This is a genomic window from Streptomyces sp. NPDC047917 (assembly GCF_043204345.1).
GTDB lineage: Bacteria > Actinomycetota > Actinomycetes > Streptomycetales > Streptomycetaceae > Streptomyces > Streptomyces sanglieri.
This window is the reverse complement of the sequence record NZ_JBIDCA010000026.1, coordinates 38,922-56,761: the sequence shown is the minus strand read 5'-3', so window position 1 is coordinate 56,761 and position 17,840 is coordinate 38,922. Positions and strand designations below refer to the sequence as shown.

The 17,840-nt window shown below is 69.0% G+C and carries 15 protein-coding genes and 2 pseudogenes; 9 read left to right on the top strand and 8 right to left on the bottom strand.

Annotated features, from left to right (window positions below):
* On the top strand, positions 1 to 215 hold a 215-nt coding region (locus ACGF8B_RS40860; protein ID WP_392747847.1), incomplete at its 5' end, for a transposase.
* A 487-nt stretch (positions 216 to 702) separates the two neighbouring features.
* Positions 703 to 1,026, top strand: coding sequence for a hypothetical protein (locus tag ACGF8B_RS40855; RefSeq protein ID WP_392747846.1), 324 nt, complete (start codon positions 703 to 705; stop codon positions 1,024 to 1,026).
* A gap of 110 nt (positions 1,027 to 1,136) precedes the next feature.
* Here the strand turns inward: ACGF8B_RS40855 and ACGF8B_RS40850 are convergent.
* From ACGF8B_RS40850 to ACGF8B_RS40835, 4 genes and pseudogenes are all read right to left on the bottom strand, one after another.
* Positions 1,137 to 1,795: pseudogene (locus ACGF8B_RS40850) on the bottom strand (IS6 family transposase).
* Positions 1,796 to 1,998: 203 nt separating this feature from the next.
* The gene (locus tag ACGF8B_RS40845; protein WP_392747844.1) at positions 1,999 to 2,655 is read right to left on the bottom strand and encodes a response regulator; all 657 of its coding nucleotides are present in this window, start codon (positions 2,653 to 2,655) and stop codon (positions 1,999 to 2,001) included.
* On the bottom strand, positions 2,634 to 3,731 hold the full coding sequence (locus ACGF8B_RS40840) for a hypothetical protein (protein ID WP_392747842.1): 1,098 nt from the start codon (positions 3,729 to 3,731) through the stop codon (positions 2,634 to 2,636). The genes ACGF8B_RS40845 and ACGF8B_RS40840 overlap by 22 nt, the downstream gene beginning before the upstream one ends.
* Entirely contained in the window at positions 3,724 to 4,770 is a 1,047-nt protein-coding gene (locus ACGF8B_RS40835; protein ID WP_392747841.1) for a sensor histidine kinase, read from the bottom strand. The genes ACGF8B_RS40840 and ACGF8B_RS40835 overlap by 8 nt, the downstream gene beginning before the upstream one ends.
* 495 nt (positions 4,771 to 5,265) lie before the next feature.
* Here ACGF8B_RS40835 and ACGF8B_RS40830 point away from each other — a divergent pair, with 495 nt between their 5' ends.
* From ACGF8B_RS40830 to ACGF8B_RS40820, 3 genes are all read left to right on the top strand, one after another.
* Complete coding sequence (locus tag ACGF8B_RS40830) at positions 5,266 to 6,183, top strand: peptidoglycan-binding protein (RefSeq protein WP_392747840.1); 918 nt, start codon at positions 5,266 to 5,268, stop codon at positions 6,181 to 6,183.
* 154 nt (positions 6,184 to 6,337) lie between these two features.
* Positions 6,338 to 7,111, top strand: coding sequence for a D-Ala-D-Ala carboxypeptidase family metallohydrolase (locus ACGF8B_RS40825; RefSeq protein ID WP_392747838.1), 774 nt, complete (start codon positions 6,338 to 6,340; stop codon positions 7,109 to 7,111).
* Between the two features lie 237 nt (positions 7,112 to 7,348).
* A complete protein-coding gene (locus tag ACGF8B_RS40820; RefSeq protein ID WP_392747836.1) occupies positions 7,349 to 8,440 on the top strand; it encodes a M23 family peptidase in 1,092 nt (363 codons plus the stop codon).
* 627 nt (positions 8,441 to 9,067) lie between these two features.
* Here ACGF8B_RS40820 and ACGF8B_RS40815 read toward each other — a convergent pair.
* From ACGF8B_RS40815 to ACGF8B_RS40805, 3 genes and pseudogenes are all read right to left on the bottom strand, one after another.
* Positions 9,068 to 9,385 carry a hypothetical protein gene (locus ACGF8B_RS40815; protein WP_392747834.1) on the bottom strand — a complete coding sequence of 106 codons (318 nt, stop codon included), beginning with the start codon at positions 9,383 to 9,385 and terminating at the stop codon, positions 9,068 to 9,070.
* Positions 9,386 to 9,607: 222 nt separating this feature from the next.
* Positions 9,608 to 10,084, bottom strand: a pseudogene (locus ACGF8B_RS40810) (amidohydrolase family protein); the annotation flags it as partial.
* 296 nt (positions 10,085 to 10,380) lie between these two features.
* Positions 10,381 to 10,851, bottom strand: coding sequence for a hypothetical protein (locus ACGF8B_RS40805; RefSeq protein WP_392747832.1), 471 nt, complete (start codon positions 10,849 to 10,851; stop codon positions 10,381 to 10,383).
* Positions 10,852 to 10,869: 18 nt separating this feature from the next.
* On the opposite strand from ACGF8B_RS40805, the gene ACGF8B_RS40800 reads away from it, so the two are divergent.
* The 4 genes from ACGF8B_RS40800 to ACGF8B_RS40785 all read left to right on the top strand — a co-directional run bounded on the left by ACGF8B_RS40800 (position 10,870) and on the right by ACGF8B_RS40785 (position 16,766).
* Positions 10,870 to 11,175: a hypothetical protein gene (locus tag ACGF8B_RS40800; RefSeq protein ID WP_392747830.1), complete on the top strand. Its 306-nt coding sequence runs from the start codon at positions 10,870 to 10,872 to the stop codon at positions 11,173 to 11,175.
* A gap of 131 nt (positions 11,176 to 11,306) precedes the next feature.
* Positions 11,307 to 12,797 carry a Dyp-type peroxidase gene (locus ACGF8B_RS40795; protein WP_392747828.1) on the top strand — a complete coding sequence of 497 codons (1,491 nt, stop codon included), beginning with the start codon at positions 11,307 to 11,309 and terminating at the stop codon, positions 12,795 to 12,797.
* A gap of 16 nt (positions 12,798 to 12,813) precedes the next feature.
* On the top strand, positions 12,814 to 14,925 hold the full coding sequence (locus ACGF8B_RS40790) for a flavin monoamine oxidase family protein (protein ID WP_392747826.1): 2,112 nt from the start codon (positions 12,814 to 12,816) through the stop codon (positions 14,923 to 14,925).
* A complete protein-coding gene (locus tag ACGF8B_RS40785) occupies positions 14,922 to 16,766 on the top strand; it encodes an alpha-keto acid decarboxylase family protein (protein WP_392747824.1) in 1,845 nt (614 codons plus the stop codon). Before ACGF8B_RS40790 ends, ACGF8B_RS40785 begins: the two co-directional genes overlap by 4 nt.
* Positions 16,767 to 16,896: 130 nt before the next feature.
* Here the strand turns inward: ACGF8B_RS40785 and ACGF8B_RS40780 are convergent, their stop codons facing one another.
* The gene (locus tag ACGF8B_RS40780) at positions 16,897 to 17,592 is read right to left on the bottom strand and encodes a hypothetical protein (protein ID WP_392747822.1); all 696 of its coding nucleotides are present in this window, start codon (positions 17,590 to 17,592) and stop codon (positions 16,897 to 16,899) included.
* Between the last annotated feature and the right edge of the window lie 248 nt (positions 17,593 to 17,840).

Below are 17,840 nucleotides of genomic sequence, written 5' to 3'. Positions count from 1 at the left end.
GGGCCCAGGGCATCAAACCGGTCATCGCCCGCCGCGGTGTCCCGCACGGATCCGGTCTCGGCGTTCATCGCTGGGTCGTCGAACGCACCATCGCCTGGCTTCACGGCTTCCGACACCTACGTGTCCGCTGGGAGCGACGCGACGACATCCATGAAGCCTTCCTCGGCCTCGCCACCTGCCTCATCACCCACCGACACGTCCAACGCCTTTGTTAGGACCTCTAAGCCCCTGCTCGAACGTGCAAGTCTGCCCGAAAAGTGGTTCGCCCCGCTGATGGCGGCAGCTGTGTACGACCCGGATCCCAGCTTCTGCCGCTGGTTCGTCGAGCCGGCGGTCTACGCATTCGGACGCCGCCGTGTGATGGCGGCATTGGGACTGCGCACGCGGCGATCGCCACCAATGCCACGCCCATGCTGGATACCGGGCCTTCGGGCGACCTTGCTTACGTACCGGGCACCTGCGGGTACCTGCACCAGCTGGGTCTTGCCATCGTGAAGGGGCGCCTTCGCACGCGTGCCCACACGGGCCACCGCCTTAGCGCCGAAGCTCCTACACGGCAGCTTCGGGAAACGGGGCCCAGGCGCACTGCCCTCGACTGCCCGGGCCAAAGTGCAAGGCGGTTACCTCTGACATGGCGTCGCCTCAACGCCCGCGCGCCCAGCGTTCTGCGCCGATCCCGCAGGGGAGGCCCCCGACGGGGACATGCGTACTCCCTACCACATGGCCTACCGGCAGGAACTGTGCGAGTTCGTCATGTCGAGCGAGGCACGGCGCCGGATCGAGGCAGGGCGGCCAGTCGTGTCGGCGATCTTCGTCACCCCGTACCCGCCCGGGTTCCCCTTCCCAATCCTGGTGCCGAGCCAGGAGGTCAGCACCGACATCCTCGACTTCACGGATGCCCTGGACACCAAGGAGGTCCACGGGCTCGACCCGGTGCGTGGCTACAAGGTGTTCACCCACTCGGCACTCGTGGGGGACAACGGCATGGGCACCGGCGTGGCGCCCCAGGAGAGCGACAAGAATTGATCGCTGTTGCACGCTCAAATAGCGCCTCTGTCCCGGCCTTGGAACCGGTGAGCTCGCGAATTCAGCTGGAGCCTGTTGCCGGTGCGGCTGACCATGGTGGTGACTGCCTGTCATCTGGCGAAGCGGACGGTTATCTCGGCGCGGTGGTCGGGGGCTGTCATCAGGTGGCGGTGGGGTCGGAAGTGGGGTGAGATGCCGCTGAACGCGGACAGGAACCGCTGGGCTCCGCCGACGGAGCGGAAGCCCTTCATGGCGCGTTCGCGTTGCCGGGTGGGCTGGTGGGAGTTCTCGGCCCGGTTGTTCAGGCCCTTGTGGGAGCGGTGCTCGACCGAGGGTGTGACCTCGCGGTGGGCCGCGCCGTAGGAAGGGAGCTTGTCGGTGACGACCACCCGCGGCACCGAGCAGGTCTTCTTGAGCAGTGTGCGGAAGAAGCGCCGGGCCGCAGCGGTGTCCCGCCGGTTCTGCACGAGGATGTCCAGGACGGTGCCGTCGGCGTCGACGGTCGGCCACAGGTACTTCTGCTCTCCGTTGATCTTGATGAAGACCTCGTCCAGGTGCCACTTGTCCCCGGGCCTGGGCTGCCGGCGGCGCAGGCCGTCGGCATAGGCGTGCCCGAACTTCGCGCACCAGCGTCGGACGGTCTCGTGGGAGACGAGCACGCCGCGCTCAAGCATCGGCTCCTCGACCTCGCGGAACGACAGCGGGAAGCGGAAGTGCAGCCGCAGGCGGTGGGGATGATCTCCACCGGGTACCGGTGCCCCTTGTACAACGGCGGTGTACTGCCCACGGACAACCCCCTCCACCGTGATCAACCCGAAGATCATCCCACCCGGTCAGCCAACGTGACAGTGCCCTCCGCGAGCTCGCCCAGGGTACGGAACTCGGCGGACCGTCCCAGAATCCCGGTCGTCCTGTCAGGCTGTGGACGCCCGTGCCCGGCGGCTTCGGAGTGAGAGGAGGGAAAGAATCGCGTCACAGGTCGTCGACCTGGACCAGTCCGTCCTGGATTGCTCGTGCCAGGAGCGCGGCTTTGGTGGGCGCTTCCCTGCCGATCATCGCGTACTTGATCCGGATGTGTTCGAGGTGGGTGTTGACCGTGCGCGGCGAGATACCCAGGCGTTGGCCCACGAAGTCCTTGGACTCGGACTGGAACCACTCGACCAGCACCTCGGTCTCGCGCGCCGAGAGCGCCGGCCGGCCGGTGGAGCGGTCACCTGCCAGCGCTCCTGCCAGCGACGGCGGCGTGTAGGTGCGGCCTGATGCCGCAGCGACGGAGGCTTCGAGGAGATGTTCGGCGCCCTCGGCCTTGGTCAGGTAGCTCAGGGCCCCCAACTCCAGGCACTGCAAAGCGATCTCGTCATCCGCGCGCATCGAGTAGACGACGACCCGTCGCCCTGCCTGAGCCAGCCTGCGCAGCTCGCCCATGGCCGGCGTCGGCCCGCCCAGGTGCAGGTCGAGGATCACCACGTCGGCGGTGGCGCCCTCACCGGCCCACGCGACCCGGACGTCGTCGCCCGATGCGGCGACCTGGATCGGTGGGGTGCCGGTGACCAGCCATTGGGCGACGCCGGCACGCACTGCGGGATGGTCGTCGACGATGACGGCACTCAGCCCTGTTGCTTGCGCCATCTGGCCTCCAGCCGCAGGTACTCACCGTAGACACCGTACTCGACCCCGACCCGGCCGGTGGATTCGATGACCAGGCCGGAGCAGGCGTCGGCCACCACCGCGATGCGTACCTCCTCATCGGTGCGCAGCATGCTCACCCTGGCACGACTCCGCGCCGCCGACAATGCCGTGACCACCGGCCCGGTCAGCTCGTGGCGCACCTGCGAGGGCACCGGCACGGCGGCGCCACTGATCGCGAACGACACGTCCACGCCTCGTCGCTCCGCCGCGTCGATGCATGCCGTGACCTCGTGCACCAACGGGTCGGGCACGTTGTCGTTCTCGGCGAACAGCCGCCGCAACTGCGTCGCGGCAAGCGCACATTGCCGCTGGGTATCACTGTCGCGTGGGTCCAGTTCGCCGTCGGCCAGGCCCGCAAGCAGCGACAGCGTCGAACCCAGCTGATCGGCGAAGAGGCTCCGTTGGCCCCGTTCCCACTGGTGAGCCGTCAGTGCCCGGGTCACCAGCCGGTCCTTTTCCTCGGCCACTGCCATCGCCTCGTGGGTCTGCCGGTGCAGCACCCGCGTGATCACTACGACCGCCAGCTGGACGTTGACCGCGCCGAACGCGGTGGCTCCGGCCGCACCCAACGTGGCGCGGTCCGGCACGCCTGCTGACAGGAACAGTCCCATGCTTGTCACCAGATGCGCGGCCAGTACCGTGATCAGCACCCGGACCCGGTCCAGCAACAGCAACAGCAGGTGCCACCCCACCAGGCCGAACGACCAGTCGGACGCCTGGAAACGCCGGTCCGGGGCGAGCGCGGCCGGGGCGCAGAACGACACCGCGAGTACCACTGCCGTGCCGGCCACCACGAGGCCGACGGGCAACGGCTTTCGCCGCAGCACCCACCCGCAGCAGACGACGGTGACGCAGGCCAGGGCGATGAAGGCGGCCACGGCGAGCCATCGATGCCGGTACTCCTGTGCGAGCAGGGGGTGCAGGCTCAGGCCGAACTGCAGAACGCCGGTGGCGCAGACCAGGATGATCCGCATCGTCGCGTAGACGTGGTCACCTGCCGCGCGTTTCTCACTCACCGGGCCACACCAGCCTCACGGTGGCACCCTCACCGGGACGCGAGGTGATCGTGGCGCTGCCGCCGACGGTGACCATGCGCTCGACCACCGAGCTCCGGATACCGAGACGGGAGTGCGTCACCTCGTCCGGGTGGAACCCCACCCCCCGGTCGGCCACCACGACGACGACCCGGTCGCCTTCGCCACGCACGCTCAGCACGGCGGTGCCGACCTCGGCATGCCGCTCGACGTTCACCAGTGCCTCGCGCACCGCACGCACGAAGGCGAGCGCCACCGAGGCCAAAACCAGCGGAGTGTCCTCCGCGCGGACGTCGACGACCAGTTGGCCGCGGCCGACGACGGTGTGCAGCGCGGCCGTCAGATCCACGGTGCTGTCCTGGGCGGTCGCACCCCCCGCGGCACCGGTGAGCACCGCGAGGTCGTGTCGGGCGAACTCGGCGACCTGCTCCGGGTCCGCCTCCCTCGCCTGTACCGTCACCAGAAGGAAGGTCGACGCGGCAGTGTCGTGCAGCAGCGCGAGGTACTCGCGTTCCTGCCGGTGCCGCGCCAGCGAGGCCGCCTCCGCGCGCGCCAGCGCCGATCGGCGTTCCCTCAACTCATCCACCCGCCTGGCCGATTGGCGAAGCAACACGAATCCCAGTCGCGCCAGCAGGCACTCGAACACCAGGCGCGGCAGCAGAGTGCCGACGACATCGGTTCCCACCGCGGTCAGGTCGACCGCGAGCAGCCCGGACGTGACGGGCACGGCGATTGCCGGGGGCCACTCCCACTGGAGTGTGATCGCCGTTGTGGTCAGCATGTTCAGCGCCCACAGGTTCAGTGGCCCGCCGGTCCATTCCTGGCTGCCGCAGACCGCCGCCACCCTCAGCACGGCGAACACCAGAGACAGCACCGTGCCGCGCCCCGTGAACCCCGCCCAGAAGTCCACCCCGGCCCCCACGAGTACCAACCCGAACAAGGCGAACCCCAGCGGCAGCGCCTCGTCGGGTACCGCGAGTAGGCCGAAGACGCTGATGACGACCACTGCGACCCCGCGCACGGGAGGAACCAACCGGTGGGCGGAGGCCAGGAATCGCGCCTCGACACTGCCTTGGGGCGAGATCGGCGGCAGGCCGCTCACCGAACCGGTCCGAGGGCGGGGGCGCTGGTGCCGCCTTCTTCGCGAGCGAGCGGGCAGAGACCTCGAACCACCGGTGCGACACCGCAGGATGGCAACCAGGGCATCGGTTCACTGTCCTCCTGGGTTGAGCCGACCACCTCATCCGTCGAAGACGAATCCCGACGACGCGGGACTATATCGAAGCCGTGCGACCGCTCCTCACGTCAGACGTGCGTGCTCGTCGAGCCATCGGATCCGGACGAGCAGCCCTGGAACGTCCGCACAGGGCCGGGGCACAGGCTTCGGCGGTCGGTGAATCCGGCCGTAGCCGAGAAGAAGCGACACGGCGGACATGTCCCGTTGCGTACGTCGGTCGAACACCCGATGCCGGACGGGCCGTCCGTTGCTACTTTTCGGCACGCAATGTTCCTCGACATGGGAGCCGGGTTGATATCAGGAACAAGAGTCGGACGTGCGTGGGTCGCGTTTGCCGCGGTATGCGCGGCCCTGGCGGTCTCACTCGGTCTTGTGCAGCCGGCCACCGCCGCTCCGGCCTGGCCCACCCTCAGCAACGGCACGACCGGAGCGAACGTCGCCACCGCTCAGTACCTGCTGCGTGGTCACGGTTACGACATTTCGGTCGACAGCGCTTTCGGCCCGGCGACCGAGAACACGGTGTCTGCCTTCCAGAAGTCCGGGGGATACGCCGCGGACGGTGTCATCGGCGCGGAGACCTGGCCAGGGCTGATCGTCACGGTCCGGGAGGGCGAGAGCGGCGACGCGGTCGCGGCGGCGCAGACCGCTTTGAACAAGCACGGTTACGGACTGGCCGTGGACGGACAGTTCGGCCCGGCCACCGCGTCCGCAGTCACCTCGTTCCAGAGCGACAAGGGTCTGTCCGTGGACGGTGTCATCGGCCCCGAGACCTGGCAGAACCTCGTCGGCCAGGGCGGCGGCGGGGGCTGCGCGGTGCCGGACGAACCCGACCCCGAGGTGCTCAAGGCCGTCTACTGGACCGGCGTCGAACTCGGCGTCAGCGAAAAGGTGTTGCTCGCCGGTTTCGAGGCGGGCGTGGTCGAGTCGAACATGAACAACCTGGACTGCGGCGACCGGGACTCGCTCGGAGTGTTCCAGCAGCGTCCGTCGCAGGGCTGGGGCACACCGGAACAGATCATGGACGTGTCGTACGCGTCGAACGCGTTCTTCACCCCCGCCATCCAGGTGGCTGCGGACAACCCGGGTCTGTCCGCGGGTCAGGTGGCGCAGACCGTGCAGGTATCGGCCTACCCGGACCGCTACGACGCAGTGGAAGGCACCGCCCGCGAGCTGATCGAACGCGCATCGCACATCTGAGTCCTGCTGAATCCTCCGGCACACCCGTTGCAGCCCCGACCGCCTCAGCTTGATCACCGCCGCCGTCCTCACCCTCAATAGGCAACGCGGACTCGCGAGGCTGTGCCCCTGACCGTGTCATCCGACAACGCCGTCGTCCGAACAGAGGCCCCACATGACATCGCGTTCATTCCTGTTGCTCGCGTCCGCCCTGACCGGCGTCAGCCTGCTTCTCGCCGCACCCGCGTCCGCGAGCCCCGCGCCGTCCCTCGCACCCGCCTCGGCATCCACCGGCCTCGCACCCGCCGGAGCCTGCTTCACCTGGAACCGATCCCTGAGCGAGGGAACGTCCGGCGAGGACGTAAGGCAGCTCCAGATCAGGGTCGCCGGCTACCCCGGGTTCGGAGGCGAACTCGCCATCGACGGCGAGTTCGGCCCGGCCACCAGGTCCGCGGTGCAGCGCTTCCAGGCGGCTTACGGCCTGGAGGCCGACGGCATCGCCGGCCCGCTCACCTTCGGCAGGATCCAGGACCTCCAGAAGGGCGACTGCTCCCCGGCCAACTTCGACTGGTCGGAACTCAACCAGTGCGGCACCGACTGGTCCGGCGGCCAGGTCGACGCCGTCACGGTCCAGACCAACGTCCTGGTCACCATGTGGAAACTGCAGGCCCTGCGGCACGCGATGGGCGACCGGCCCATCGGCATCAACGACGGCTTCCGCGACCACGCCTGCAACGACGCCGTCGGCGGTGCCCCCGACAGCCTCCACATGTACGGCCTCGCAGCCGACATGAGCGCCGGCTCCCAGGGCTTCTGCGCCCTGGCCTTCGAGGCCCGCGAACACGGCTTCACCCAGATCCTGGGACCGGGCTACCCAGGCCACGACGACCACGTCCACGTCGCAGGCGGCACCGGCCGATACTGGTCGGCCCCCAACTGCGGCCTCTGACCCCACCGCGCGCCGAACCCGGCCGTCCGCCTTCACCCACCTCGGCCCGAGACCTTCGACGTGACGGCCGGAACGCGGCACCCCACCGGCAGGCTCACACGACCTGCCGGCCACGTAGCGGAGAGAGAAGCACCCGCCAGCACTCCAGCTTCAACGTGTCGCACGGCGTGCCGCGTTCCACCACGCTCTTGCCACCTGTCTGCCCGGCAGGCCCACCTGTGCAGAAGGGACGCCCCCATGCTTTCCAAACTGTCCGTGAGAACCACCGTCGCCGCCCTCGCCGTCACCGGGCTGCTCGCTGCCGCGCCCTCGGCGACGGCGAGCAACCGGCACTCGGCCGCGCCCCCGGCGGCCGCCGCCACGTCGTCATCCTCCGGTATCGCCGTGAAGGCGCCGACCACGGTCGCCGAACGCCTCGGCACCGGCCGCGAAGCACTGATAGACGCCGTCTCCACCGACGTCCTCTCCCGGTCCCACGATGCCAAGGGCCTCGCCCCGAAGGCCGCCGTCAGCAAGCTCGCCGCCGAGGGCCGCAAGGTGGTCGTCGACATCCGCACCGTCTCGCGCGACTGGGCACGCGGTGTCGCGTACGTCGAGGCGCCGCGCACGCACCACGGCGAGCCGGAAGGCTGGCTCTACATCGCCCACCGCAAGGACGGGCGCTGGGTCGCGGGCCTCGAAGGCGACGCCGAATTCGCCGACCACGTGGCGAAGTCCCCGCTGGTCGGCAAGGCGGAGCGGCAGACCATGACGGCATACGCACAGCACAGGGCGACGCCGCAGAAGCAGGCGTCGTCAGCGGGGACCCTGGCCAACACCAACGGGCTGCTGCTGCCCTGGATGCCCGACTACTACATGACCCTGACCGGCGGCGCGCACTCCAGCGACGGCTCGACCGGCTACTGGAGCAGCCTCGACTTCTCCGGCGGCAACGCCAGCGGCCGGGTCCGCTCCTCCCGCGAGGGGACGGCGACCTCGATGTGCGGTGCCGGCGGCGGCTGGACCAGGGTGATCCACCCGGGCGGTTTCTCGACGGACTACTACCACATGTGGAACGCCACCTACTACAACGGGACCTCGATCACCCGCAGCGCCCTGCTCGGCAACATCGGCACCGACACCTGCGCAGGCGGTTCCGCGACCGGAGCCCACGTGCACTGGAGCCTTCGCACGTACGACGCCAACTACGTAGGCCAGTACACCTGGCTGAACGGCCGCACCATCGGCGGCTGGGCCTGGTGGAACGGCTCCGGCCAGTACACCGGCTGCGCCACCCGCTCCGGCGTCACCGCCTGCCCCGGCACGGCGATCTACAACCGCACCAGCTGACAACCGCCCTGCGACTCCGTACCCGGCGCCACCGCCGGGTACGGAGTCATGCGGCCGAGGCTTCACCGGCGTGACCGATTCGACGATCACCCCGGTCCGGTCCAGGTGGAGTCGGGACACCGTGAGGGCCCGCTCCCATTCGCGCGGATGTGCACCGCGGCGCGAGCGGATCAGGGTCGGCCCGTGCTCGACGCCAAGCTCCCGACAGTCGGCGCACGCCAACAGGCGGTCCATGAGGTACTGCTGCGCCGAGGTGAGTGGTGATCGGTTCTCTGCAGCGGCCCCCTCCCGGTTCGGCGGGCGTCTGGCCGGCCCGACCCAACCCACGGACCGTGGCAGAAGCCACAACCATGTCAACTGCCAGCACTGACACGTCAGTTGCACGTCTGCATCTAAATCGGTGAACACATATATGAAGAGGGAAATTCGCCCACCCGGGGCATCACGGAAGGAGGGGCGGACCCCGCAGGCCCGCCCCTCCTCACACGTCGCGCCAGCCGCCCCGCTCCACCAGCGCATGCCAAGAGCATCGAGGCCGGTGCGGCGTTGTTCGGGGAGTTTCGCGGCGCGTTTGCGGACGTTGTCGAGCCAGGTGCCGAGCTTGACCACCACGACCCCGTCAGCGCCTTACCGACGGCCCGGCACCGCCTCTGCCGTCTCCTGGTGCTTGGCGTGCTTCCGGGGCACCTGTAGGTGTCCTTCGCGGGTGTGGAACGGCCGTGCCGCCGCGAGGTCCACTGCCCACTTCGAATCCTGCGTCTGCTTCACCGGCCGCTCATCCTCCTCGGCCGGCTGGAGTCCGAGGGTGTTCTCCAGGATCCACTGCTGAACGCGCAGGAGCTGCTCCCACCCGTGCCGCTGCGCGGTGACCCAGCGTCCGAGGTCCTCGCCCTGCACCATCACCTCGCCCGTAGCCGCCGGGAAGCGTTCCGCCGGCCCGGACATGGTTTTGGACCAGGCGCAAACAGCGCCGCCACCCGGTGCCCCACACCGGGCGCTGGTGCTGTGCAGGGGCGAGGTCAGGCGCGTCCGGGTCGCGGGTTTCTGTCAGCCGAGAAGGTTTTCGTAGGTGCGGCCGTCCTTGATGATGACGGCCAGGTTCTTGTCCGGGTCGCCCAGTACGGTGAGGTCCTGAGTGGGGTCGTCCTCAACGAGGAGAACATCGGCTCAGGCCCCGGCCTCGATCACACCGAGACGGGCCTCCTTGTAGGGGTCGCGCTCACCGGAGAGCCGGAAGAGGGCTGCGCTGCCGGACGTGGCGATCCGCAGCGCCTGGGCAGGGGTGAACCCGAAGTCGGTGGACAGCCGGGTGACCATCTCGCTCTGCAGGCCGGCCTTCTCGGGTTCGAGCAGCAGGTCGGTGCCGAAGGCGACGTTCGCGCCCACTTTCCGTGCCCACGCGAAGGTGTTCGTGACGCCGTCGCAGACCTGCTTGTTCTTCGCGGTGTTCTCCGGGTTGGCGTACTCGTGGTCGCGTTCGAGGAAGGGCTGGGTGCTCAGCCAGACACCCTTGCTCGCCATCAGCTTGACGGTGTCACGGCCGGCGGCGAGGTGGCCGTGTTCGATCGACTTGATTCCGGCATCGATCGCGCGGCGGATGCCCTCGCCGTTGTAGACGTGCGCGGACACGTAGGTGCCCCAGTCCGCAGCTGCTCGCGCACGGCCGCCAGCACCTGGTCACGGCCGTCGGCCACGCGCAGGAAGCCGATCTGCTCGGATCGTGGGTGCAGCCCGCAGGAGAAGGTGGTCGCGTCCTCGTAGACGGCGGAGAAATCGCCGTGCCCGGAGGTCTGGGAGATGGCTGCCTCGCTCGGGTAGATGCGCGGCCCGGGGAACACGCCGGAGTCGAGGGCCTGCCGCAGTGAGGCGACGACCGTGGTGACGAGCCGTGCTCGGCCAAGGGGTGGCCGTACTGCGCGGCCAGGGCTACACCCTGTGCATCAGCGCCACCCCAGCCGTCCACCGTCAGCTCCTCGCCGGCTGCCGGCCCCTCGACGGCGGCCAGGGCGTCCCAGCGGTCCCCGGCACAGCACAAAGCGTGCCGCGAGTACGAGAACCACCTTGGTACGACGACGCTCGCCCAGACGGGTCGTCACCGGATCAAAAGCAGGCCGGGGTTCATGCCGGCGGGCCCTGTAGCGGCTGCCGCCGGGGAACCCGGTCTCGATCTCCACCGGGTGCTCCAGCCGGATCCGGGTCCGGGCCAGATCACGTGCGGACAGCCCCTCGGCGGGCTCGGCGGGCAGCAGGCCGGTGTCGAGGGCGGCGGTGAGGCGGTCCGTGGTGTGCTGGCGGTGTTCGTGCTGGCGGCGGGTGATCGCGGTGAGAAGTTCGGCCAGCGCGTTGGCGGGGGTGCCCGGGACGGGTTTTCGGCGCTGGTGCTGGTGGGCAGGGCGAGAGGGCTCCCACACGGAGTTGTCGGTGCAGGTGTGCGCGGCGTCGGTGAGCCGCCCCAGGTCGGTGAGGTGGTGGTCGCGGGCCAGGCGCGGGTCCTGGCGCAGGTACGCGACGAGGAGCGGCCGGCTCGGGCCGGTTGCGGCGGGGTTCGCCCATTGGTCGCCGATGGCGCGGGTGGCGGTCTGGCGCCCGTCGGCGGGGGGCGTCCGGAGAAGCTGCCGGGAACCGCCGTGAAGCGGTACGGCGGCGATGCCTCGGCCGACGACCGGGCGGCCGCGGCCCGGCTACCGAAGTCGTCGATCGACGTCGAGTTCTACGGGCCGGAGGCCGACCGGTGACCGCAGCCGGCCTCCGTTTGACAGAGCTCAAGGCAACACGTAGATACTGTAAGTAGTCATAGAATCACTCTGGGTGATCATTGGTTCTGCGAATCTGTCGCCGCCCTCCACTCCATGCGAGGAGCCCCACCGTGACCACGACCCCCACCCGTCCCACCACCGTCCCGTTCATCGAGCAGCTGCCCCAGCCGGAACTGCGCGGGTCCACCGACATCCAGGGCAACGTCCTGGCCGCGTTCAACAAAGACTTCATGGACTTCCGCTACCTGCGCTTCCCGGACGCCGCCAAGGGCCGCGGCTGGCTCTCCGCGATCCTCAACACCGTCGCGACAACCAACGAGACGGAGGACTTCAACGAGCAGTTCTCGCTGGCCCGCCGGGCCTTCGGCCGCGATCCGTCGATCACCACCGTCCGCTGTGGGGTCTCCCTCACCTTCGAGGGCCTCGTGACGATCGCCAAGAAGCCCGATCAGATCAAGAAGGACCTCAGCACCTTCACGTCGTTCTGCGCGGGCGCGGCCGCACGGGCCGAGGACCTCGGGGACACCGGCGAGAGCGACCCCAGGACCTGGTTGTTCGGGGCCAGGACGGGCGACAAGGTTGTGCACGCGGTCCTCATCGTCGCCGCGGACACCGAGGAGCTGCTGAAGGAGAAGCTGAAGAACCTCGATTCGGTCGAGCAGACCCACCAGATCACGCGAGTCCACGTGGACGAGGGCCGCACCCTGAAGGGCGATCTGAAGGGTCACGAGCACTTCGGCTACAAGGACGGCATCTCCCAGCCCGGCGTCAAGGACTTCCACCGCGAGGACGCCAGCCGCAAGGGCTTCCGCGACAACCACGCCGGGACCGAGCTGATCCAGCCCGGCGAGTTCGTCTTCGGCTACAAAAGCGAACAGGGCGACCGGAAGGCGCCGGCGTGGATGAAGAACGGCTCCCTCCAGGTGGTGCGCCGCCTTCACCAGGATGTCGCCGGCTGGAACAAGGCCGTGGTGGACGGCGTCAAGAACTTCACGGGAAACATGGACAGCGACCGGCTCGGTGCCTGTCTGGTCGGCCGGGCGAAGGACGGCGCACCGCTCACCCCGCCGTGCAGCGCCGTGACCGGCCTCGGCCCGGACCGGAACGGCTTCGACTACGCGAACGACCCCATCGGCCGGCACACCCCCTGGGCCGCGCACATCCGCCGCACCCATCCGCGTGCCTTCGCCGGAATCGGCGACAACAAACCGAAGAGCCACCGCCTGATGCGCCGCGGCATTCCCTACGGCCCCGAGTTCAAAGGCAGCTCGGACGACGGCAAGGACCGCGGGCTGATGTTCGTCTGCTATGGCACCTCGCTGGAAGGGCAGTTCGAACTGGTCCAGCGGCACTGGTCCAACGACGACGCGTTCACCCCCGGGGAAAGCCAGTCCGGCCAGGAGGTCGCCAACGGCTTCGACAAGGTCACCGGCCTCGCCGGCAAGGCCTCGATCGAGCTCGCGGACGGCACCTCCGGCACGGTCGACATGAAGCGCTTCGTCCGCACCACGGGCGCGCTCTACGCCTTCACCCCCTCGATCAGCACGCTGCGGCTGCTCGCCGAGGGCGAGGACCTCCCCAACAAGCCGGTCGGCTCCTGAGCGGCGAGGAGAAGCCATGAACGAGAACCCCATCGTCGAGGGCACGGCCAACGACCGCGCCCGCCAGCAGACCTGCTGGCAGCTGGCCCGCGAGCTGCTGCTCGTCGGTCCGGACGACAAAGACCTGAAACTGCGCTACCTCGACGTCCTGATCAAGGAGGGCATCCCGGAGGCCGACGAGCCCAAGGACGTGCTGATCGTCGGCGCCGGGATCGCCGGTCTGGTTGCCGGGAAACTGCTCAAGGACGCCGGGCACAACGTCACCATCCTGGAGGCCAACGCCAACCGGATCGGCGGGCGGATCAAGACCTTCCGCTCCACCGGCAACGAGCAGGACAGCCCGTTCCACGACCCGGTGCAGTACGGGGAGGCCGGGGCGATGCGGCTGCCCAGCTTCCACCCGCTCACCCTGGCCCTGGTAGACAGCCTCGGCCTGAAACGGCAGCTGTTCTACAACGTCGACGTCGACCCCGACACCGGCAACCAGAACACGCCCGTCCCGCCGGTGGTCTACGAGTCCTTCGAGGACGGCAAGGTCTGGAAGTACGGTGAGGACAGCCCGGACTTCCGCGAGCCGGTCAAGCGCTTCAACAGCTGGATCCGCACCAACCGGATCCAGGCCCGCCGCAGCGAGTACGCCGCCGACCCGAGCAGCGTCAACGAGGGCTTCCACCTCACCGGCGACGAAGTACGAATCACCGCCGGCGAGATGGTCAACCAGGCACTGGAGCCGGTCCGCGACTACTACTCGTACATCGAGAACGGCAAGCGGGTGCGCAAGCCGTTCGCCGAGTGGCTGGAGGGCTGGGCTCGGGTGATCCGCGACTTCGACGGCTATTCGATGGGCCGTTTCCTGCGCGAGTACGCGGGCTTCAGCGACGAGGCCATCGAGGCGGTCGGCACGATCGAGAACATGACCTCGCGGCTGCACCTGTCCTTCTTCCACACCTTCCTGGGCCGCAGCGACATCAACCCGGACGCCACCTACTGGGAGATCGACGGCGGCAGCTGGCAGCTGCCCTACGCCCTGGCCGAGGAGCTCCAGGACGAACTCGAAATGGGCCAGCGAATGATCCGGATGGAGTACTGGGACCCGCGCCGTGACGGCGGGGCCGGCCAGGACGTCGGACCGAACGGGCCGCAGGTCGCCGTCCACACCGTGCCCGAGGGCGACCTGGAGGCTGAACCCACGATCTGGAAGGGCGACTTCGCGATCGTCACCGTCCCGTTCTCCGCGCTGCGGTTCGTCCAGGTCTCGCCCCCGTACTCGTACAAGAAGCGCCGGGCGATCATCGAGACGCACTACGACCAGGCCACCAAGGTACTGCTGGAGTTCTCCCGCCGGTGGTGGGAGTTCACCGAGGCGGACTGGAAGGACGAACTCGACTCCATCGAGCCCGGCCTGTACGAGTACTACCAGCGGGCCGCCGAGGAGGACGCCGAGGCCGCCGCGCTCGCCGCCCGCAACGGGCACCGGCCATCACGCAAACCACCGAGAGTGCTGCTCGGCGCCCACCGGAGCGTGGACTCGAGCCGGATCAGCCAGGAACAGTTGGATGCCTTCCGGCAGACCCCGCTGAGCGGGACGGGTGTGCGTCCCCCCACCAACTGCTTCGGCGGCGGTTCGACCACCGACAACCCGAACCGCTTCATGTACTACCCCTCGCACCCGGTGCCCGACAGCGACGGCGGCGGCGTGGTATTGGCCAGCTACAGCTGGTCGGACGACGCGGCGCGCTGGGACTCGATGGCCGACGCCGAGCGGTACGTGTACGCGCTGCGCAACCTCCAGTCGGTGCACGGCCGGCGGATCGAGGTGTTCTACACCGGCTACGGCCAGACCCAGAGCTGGCTGCGCGACCCGTACGCCTTCGGCGAGGCAGCGGTGTACACCCCGCACCAGATGACCAGCTTCCACCTCGACGTGGTCAAGCCGGAGGGCCCGGTGCACTTTGCAGGCGAGCACGTCTCGCTCAAGCACGCCTGGATCGAGGGCGCGGTGGAGACCGCCGTTCGCGCCGCGATCGCCGTGCACGAGGCACCCGCGCCACCGTCCCGTGCCAAACCGGAGATCCGGCCCGAGGTACGGACCGGTCACGCACACAAAGCGGAGGTATTGAGCAAATGAGTGGCAACAGCGAATGGACGGTGGGCCGTTACCTGGCCACCAGACTGGAGCAATTGGGCATCCGGCACCTGTTCGGGGTGCCGGGCGACCACCTCGGCCCGTTCCTGACGATCATGCATGCCACCACCGGGGTGCGTTGGGTCGGTACCCCGACCGAGGCCGGTAGCGGCTACGCCGCCGACGCCTACGCCCGGGTGCGGGCCGCCGACGCGGATCTCGCCGAGGGCGAGCAGGGCGTCGCAGCCGTCGCGGTCACCTACGGCGTGGGAGCGTTCAGCCTGCTCAACCCGATCGGCGGCGCGTACGTCGAGTACGTGCCGGTGATCGCGATCAACGCGGCACCGCCGTACGAACAGTGGCTCAACTACCAGGCGGTCGGTCTGCTCACCTCGCACATGAGCCAGCGCCGGGAGAGCAATCTGGACGTCTACCGGCAGGTCACGGTGGACGCGCAGGTGATCTCCAACCCCGGGCTCGCGCCCTCGCAGATCGACAGCGCGATCATCGCCGGCCTGACCGAGCGCAGGCCGGTCTACCTGGAGGTGATGGACGATCTCTGGAATGCCCCGTGCGCCGCACCGCAGGGTGAACTCCGCGGCCAGAAAAGGCCGTTCACCAAGAGGAACGAGGAAATGCTCGCCAAGGCGGTGGAGTCCTCGGTGGAGCTGGTCGAACGGCTCGGCACGCCGGTGCTGTGGGCGGGCGAGGAGATCGAGCGGAACCGGCTGGAGCGGGAGCTGGTCTCGATGGTGGAGGCGACCGGCATCCCGTTCTGCACCACCGTCGGAGCGAAGTCCGTGGTCTCCGAGAACACCCCGGGCTTCACGGGCGTCTACAACGGCAAGGCGAGCCTGCCGGAGGTGCGCGAGGCGTTCAAGGCCGCCGGATGCCGGATCGGCCTGGGCACCTGGTCGACATCGAAGAACCTCGGGGGCGAGAAGTCGATCGGCGACGACTGGATCGTGGCCGCCCGTGAGGGCGTCAGTGTCGGCGCCCAGTACTTCCCGGACATCCAACTGGCACGGTTCATCCCTGCGCTGCGGGACGCGCTGGTTGCCGCTTTCGGCAAGCGGGCGTTCAAGGCCGACCTCTTCGCGCTGGCACACGCCAAGGAGCGGCAGGTCCCGGCGACCACGACCGCCTTCCTGGCCGGCCTGAGCAGCACGGACCACCCCGAGGAGCTCACGTACGACGGGTTCTTCCAGCGCATGAACGCCTTCCTGCTGAGCCAGGCGCATGGCGAAGGCCCGGAGGCCACCTCACCGTTCACGGTGGTCTCGGACGCAGCATTCGCGCTGCTGGGCTCGATGAATCTACAGATGGTGGAGCGGGCGAGCTTCGTGGCGCAGAACAGCTGGCTGTCCATCGGCTACTCGGTCGGCGCGGCCACCGGGGTGGCGCTGGCCCGCCAGCAGCCGCTCAAGCGGCCGCTGGTGTTCGTCGGGGACGGCTCGTTCCAGGAGATCTGCCAGGAACTGTCCACACACGTGCGCCACCAACTGCGGCCGGTGGTCTTCGTCCTGGACAACGAGGGCTTCTACGGAATCGAGCAGATGCTGGTCAACCCCTGCTACTACAAGGAGAAGCCGTCCGACGGAGCCGACTTCTACAACGTGCTGCACCCCTGGCAGTACGAGAAGCTGGCGGAGGTCTTCGGCTCGGAGAAGCACCAGATGCGCGGGCGGGAGCTCACCACCCACACCGAGCTGGAGTCACTGCTGCTCGACATCGCCGATCCGGGCAATGACATCAACAGCGGCCCGATCCTGGCCCGGGTCCGGCTCAGCCGGCACGACTACCCGCGGGCACTCCAGTACAACATCGACGAGAAGTGCACGTAGCCGCCGTACGGCGCACCGGCCCCGACCCTCGGACCGGGGCTGGCCCACTGCCTGTTCGGTATTCAGTCCCACACCGCCAACCGCTGGGCACAGCCGGTCAGCGAGAGCTGGTCCCACTACCTCACCGCCCCTAGGAGAGAACCCATTGGGGTGGGTGGCCTGGGTCGGACGGGCAGGTGAAGAGGTGCAGGTCCCGGTCCCGGCCGAAGCGGAGCCGGGTCGGTTGGGCAACGGACGGGCCGCCCTGGATCGTGGCCTTCCCCAGCAGGGACGGGTCGCGGTCCTCCAAAGGCAACCAGCTGTGCGAGCCGGCATCCATCTCGTCGCTGCCGGCGGTCAGCAGCAGTCGCATCGGGGTCGAGCAGGATTCGCAATTGATGGCCATCGGGCCCGTCGACGCCCAGCTGGGAAAGCCGCCCACCCGCCAGCCCGGCGGGATCGACAAGTCGTACTGGTAGCTGGGGGCCTCAGGGCCGTGTTCCGCCGCCTGGGCGTCGTCCCACGCGTCGATGCCGGCGATCAGAGAGGCAGGCAGCGTGTCGTCCTCCGCCCAGGGATAGGTGTCCACCTCTTCCGGATGCAGGACACACGGCTCGGGGAGTTCGTGCTCCCATCGCAGCATGGGCACTTCGGGCGGGGTGGCGAGGCAGCGCTCCGCGCGCCCGGCCTCTGCGGCCCGCCGCCACCGCAGGTGGTAACGGCGCTCCAGGTACGGACCGTGATTGAACGGGCAGCGGAAGATCTGTACCAGATCCGCACCGTCGGGCCCGGGCGTCAGAGCTGGGATGTCCCGGCGGAAGAACTGGGCGAGACCTACGAACGGCACCGGGCCGTCTTCTCCGGGCGTTCCGGAGCCCGGCCACGGCCGGCTCCGCGGCCAGACGCCCGCGGCCCGGGCACTGCGGATCTCGTCCGGCTCGTACCCCTCGGTCTCGGGCTGGTGGGGCTCCTGGCAGACTGGCCACGGCTCGTTCGCCGGCCACAGCATCGGCCCGCCGACATGGCTCTCGCGTATGCCAGGTCGCCCCGGCCTGGGGTGCAGTCGGGTGGTCCGGCCCCGATAGGTGGCGAGCT

What these genes read in the sequence shown, in the direction of transcription:
- ACGF8B_RS40815 (WP_392747834.1), bottom strand. Translation starts at nt 9,385, where the DNA reads ATGTCCGGGCCGGCGGAACGCTTCCCGGCGGCTACGGGCGAGGTGATG.
- ACGF8B_RS40785 (WP_392747824.1), top strand. Translation starts at nt 14,922, where the DNA reads ATGAGTGGCAACAGCGAATGGACGGTGGGCCGTTACCTGGCCACCAGA.
- ACGF8B_RS40790 (WP_392747826.1), top strand. Translation starts at nt 12,814, where the DNA reads ATGAACGAGAACCCCATCGTCGAGGGCACGGCCAACGACCGCGCCCGC.
- ACGF8B_RS40855 (WP_392747846.1), top strand. Translation starts at nt 703, where the DNA reads ATGCGTACTCCCTACCACATGGCCTACCGGCAGGAACTGTGCGAGTTC.
- ACGF8B_RS40820 (WP_392747836.1), top strand. Translation starts at nt 7,349, where the DNA reads ATGCTTTCCAAACTGTCCGTGAGAACCACCGTCGCCGCCCTCGCCGTC.
- ACGF8B_RS40825 (WP_392747838.1), top strand. Translation starts at nt 6,338, where the DNA reads ATGACATCGCGTTCATTCCTGTTGCTCGCGTCCGCCCTGACCGGCGTC.
- ACGF8B_RS40830 (WP_392747840.1), top strand. Translation starts at nt 5,266, where the DNA reads ATGGGAGCCGGGTTGATATCAGGAACAAGAGTCGGACGTGCGTGGGTC.
- ACGF8B_RS40845 (WP_392747844.1), bottom strand. Translation starts at nt 2,655, where the DNA reads ATGGCGCAAGCAACAGGGCTGAGTGCCGTCATCGTCGACGACCATCCC.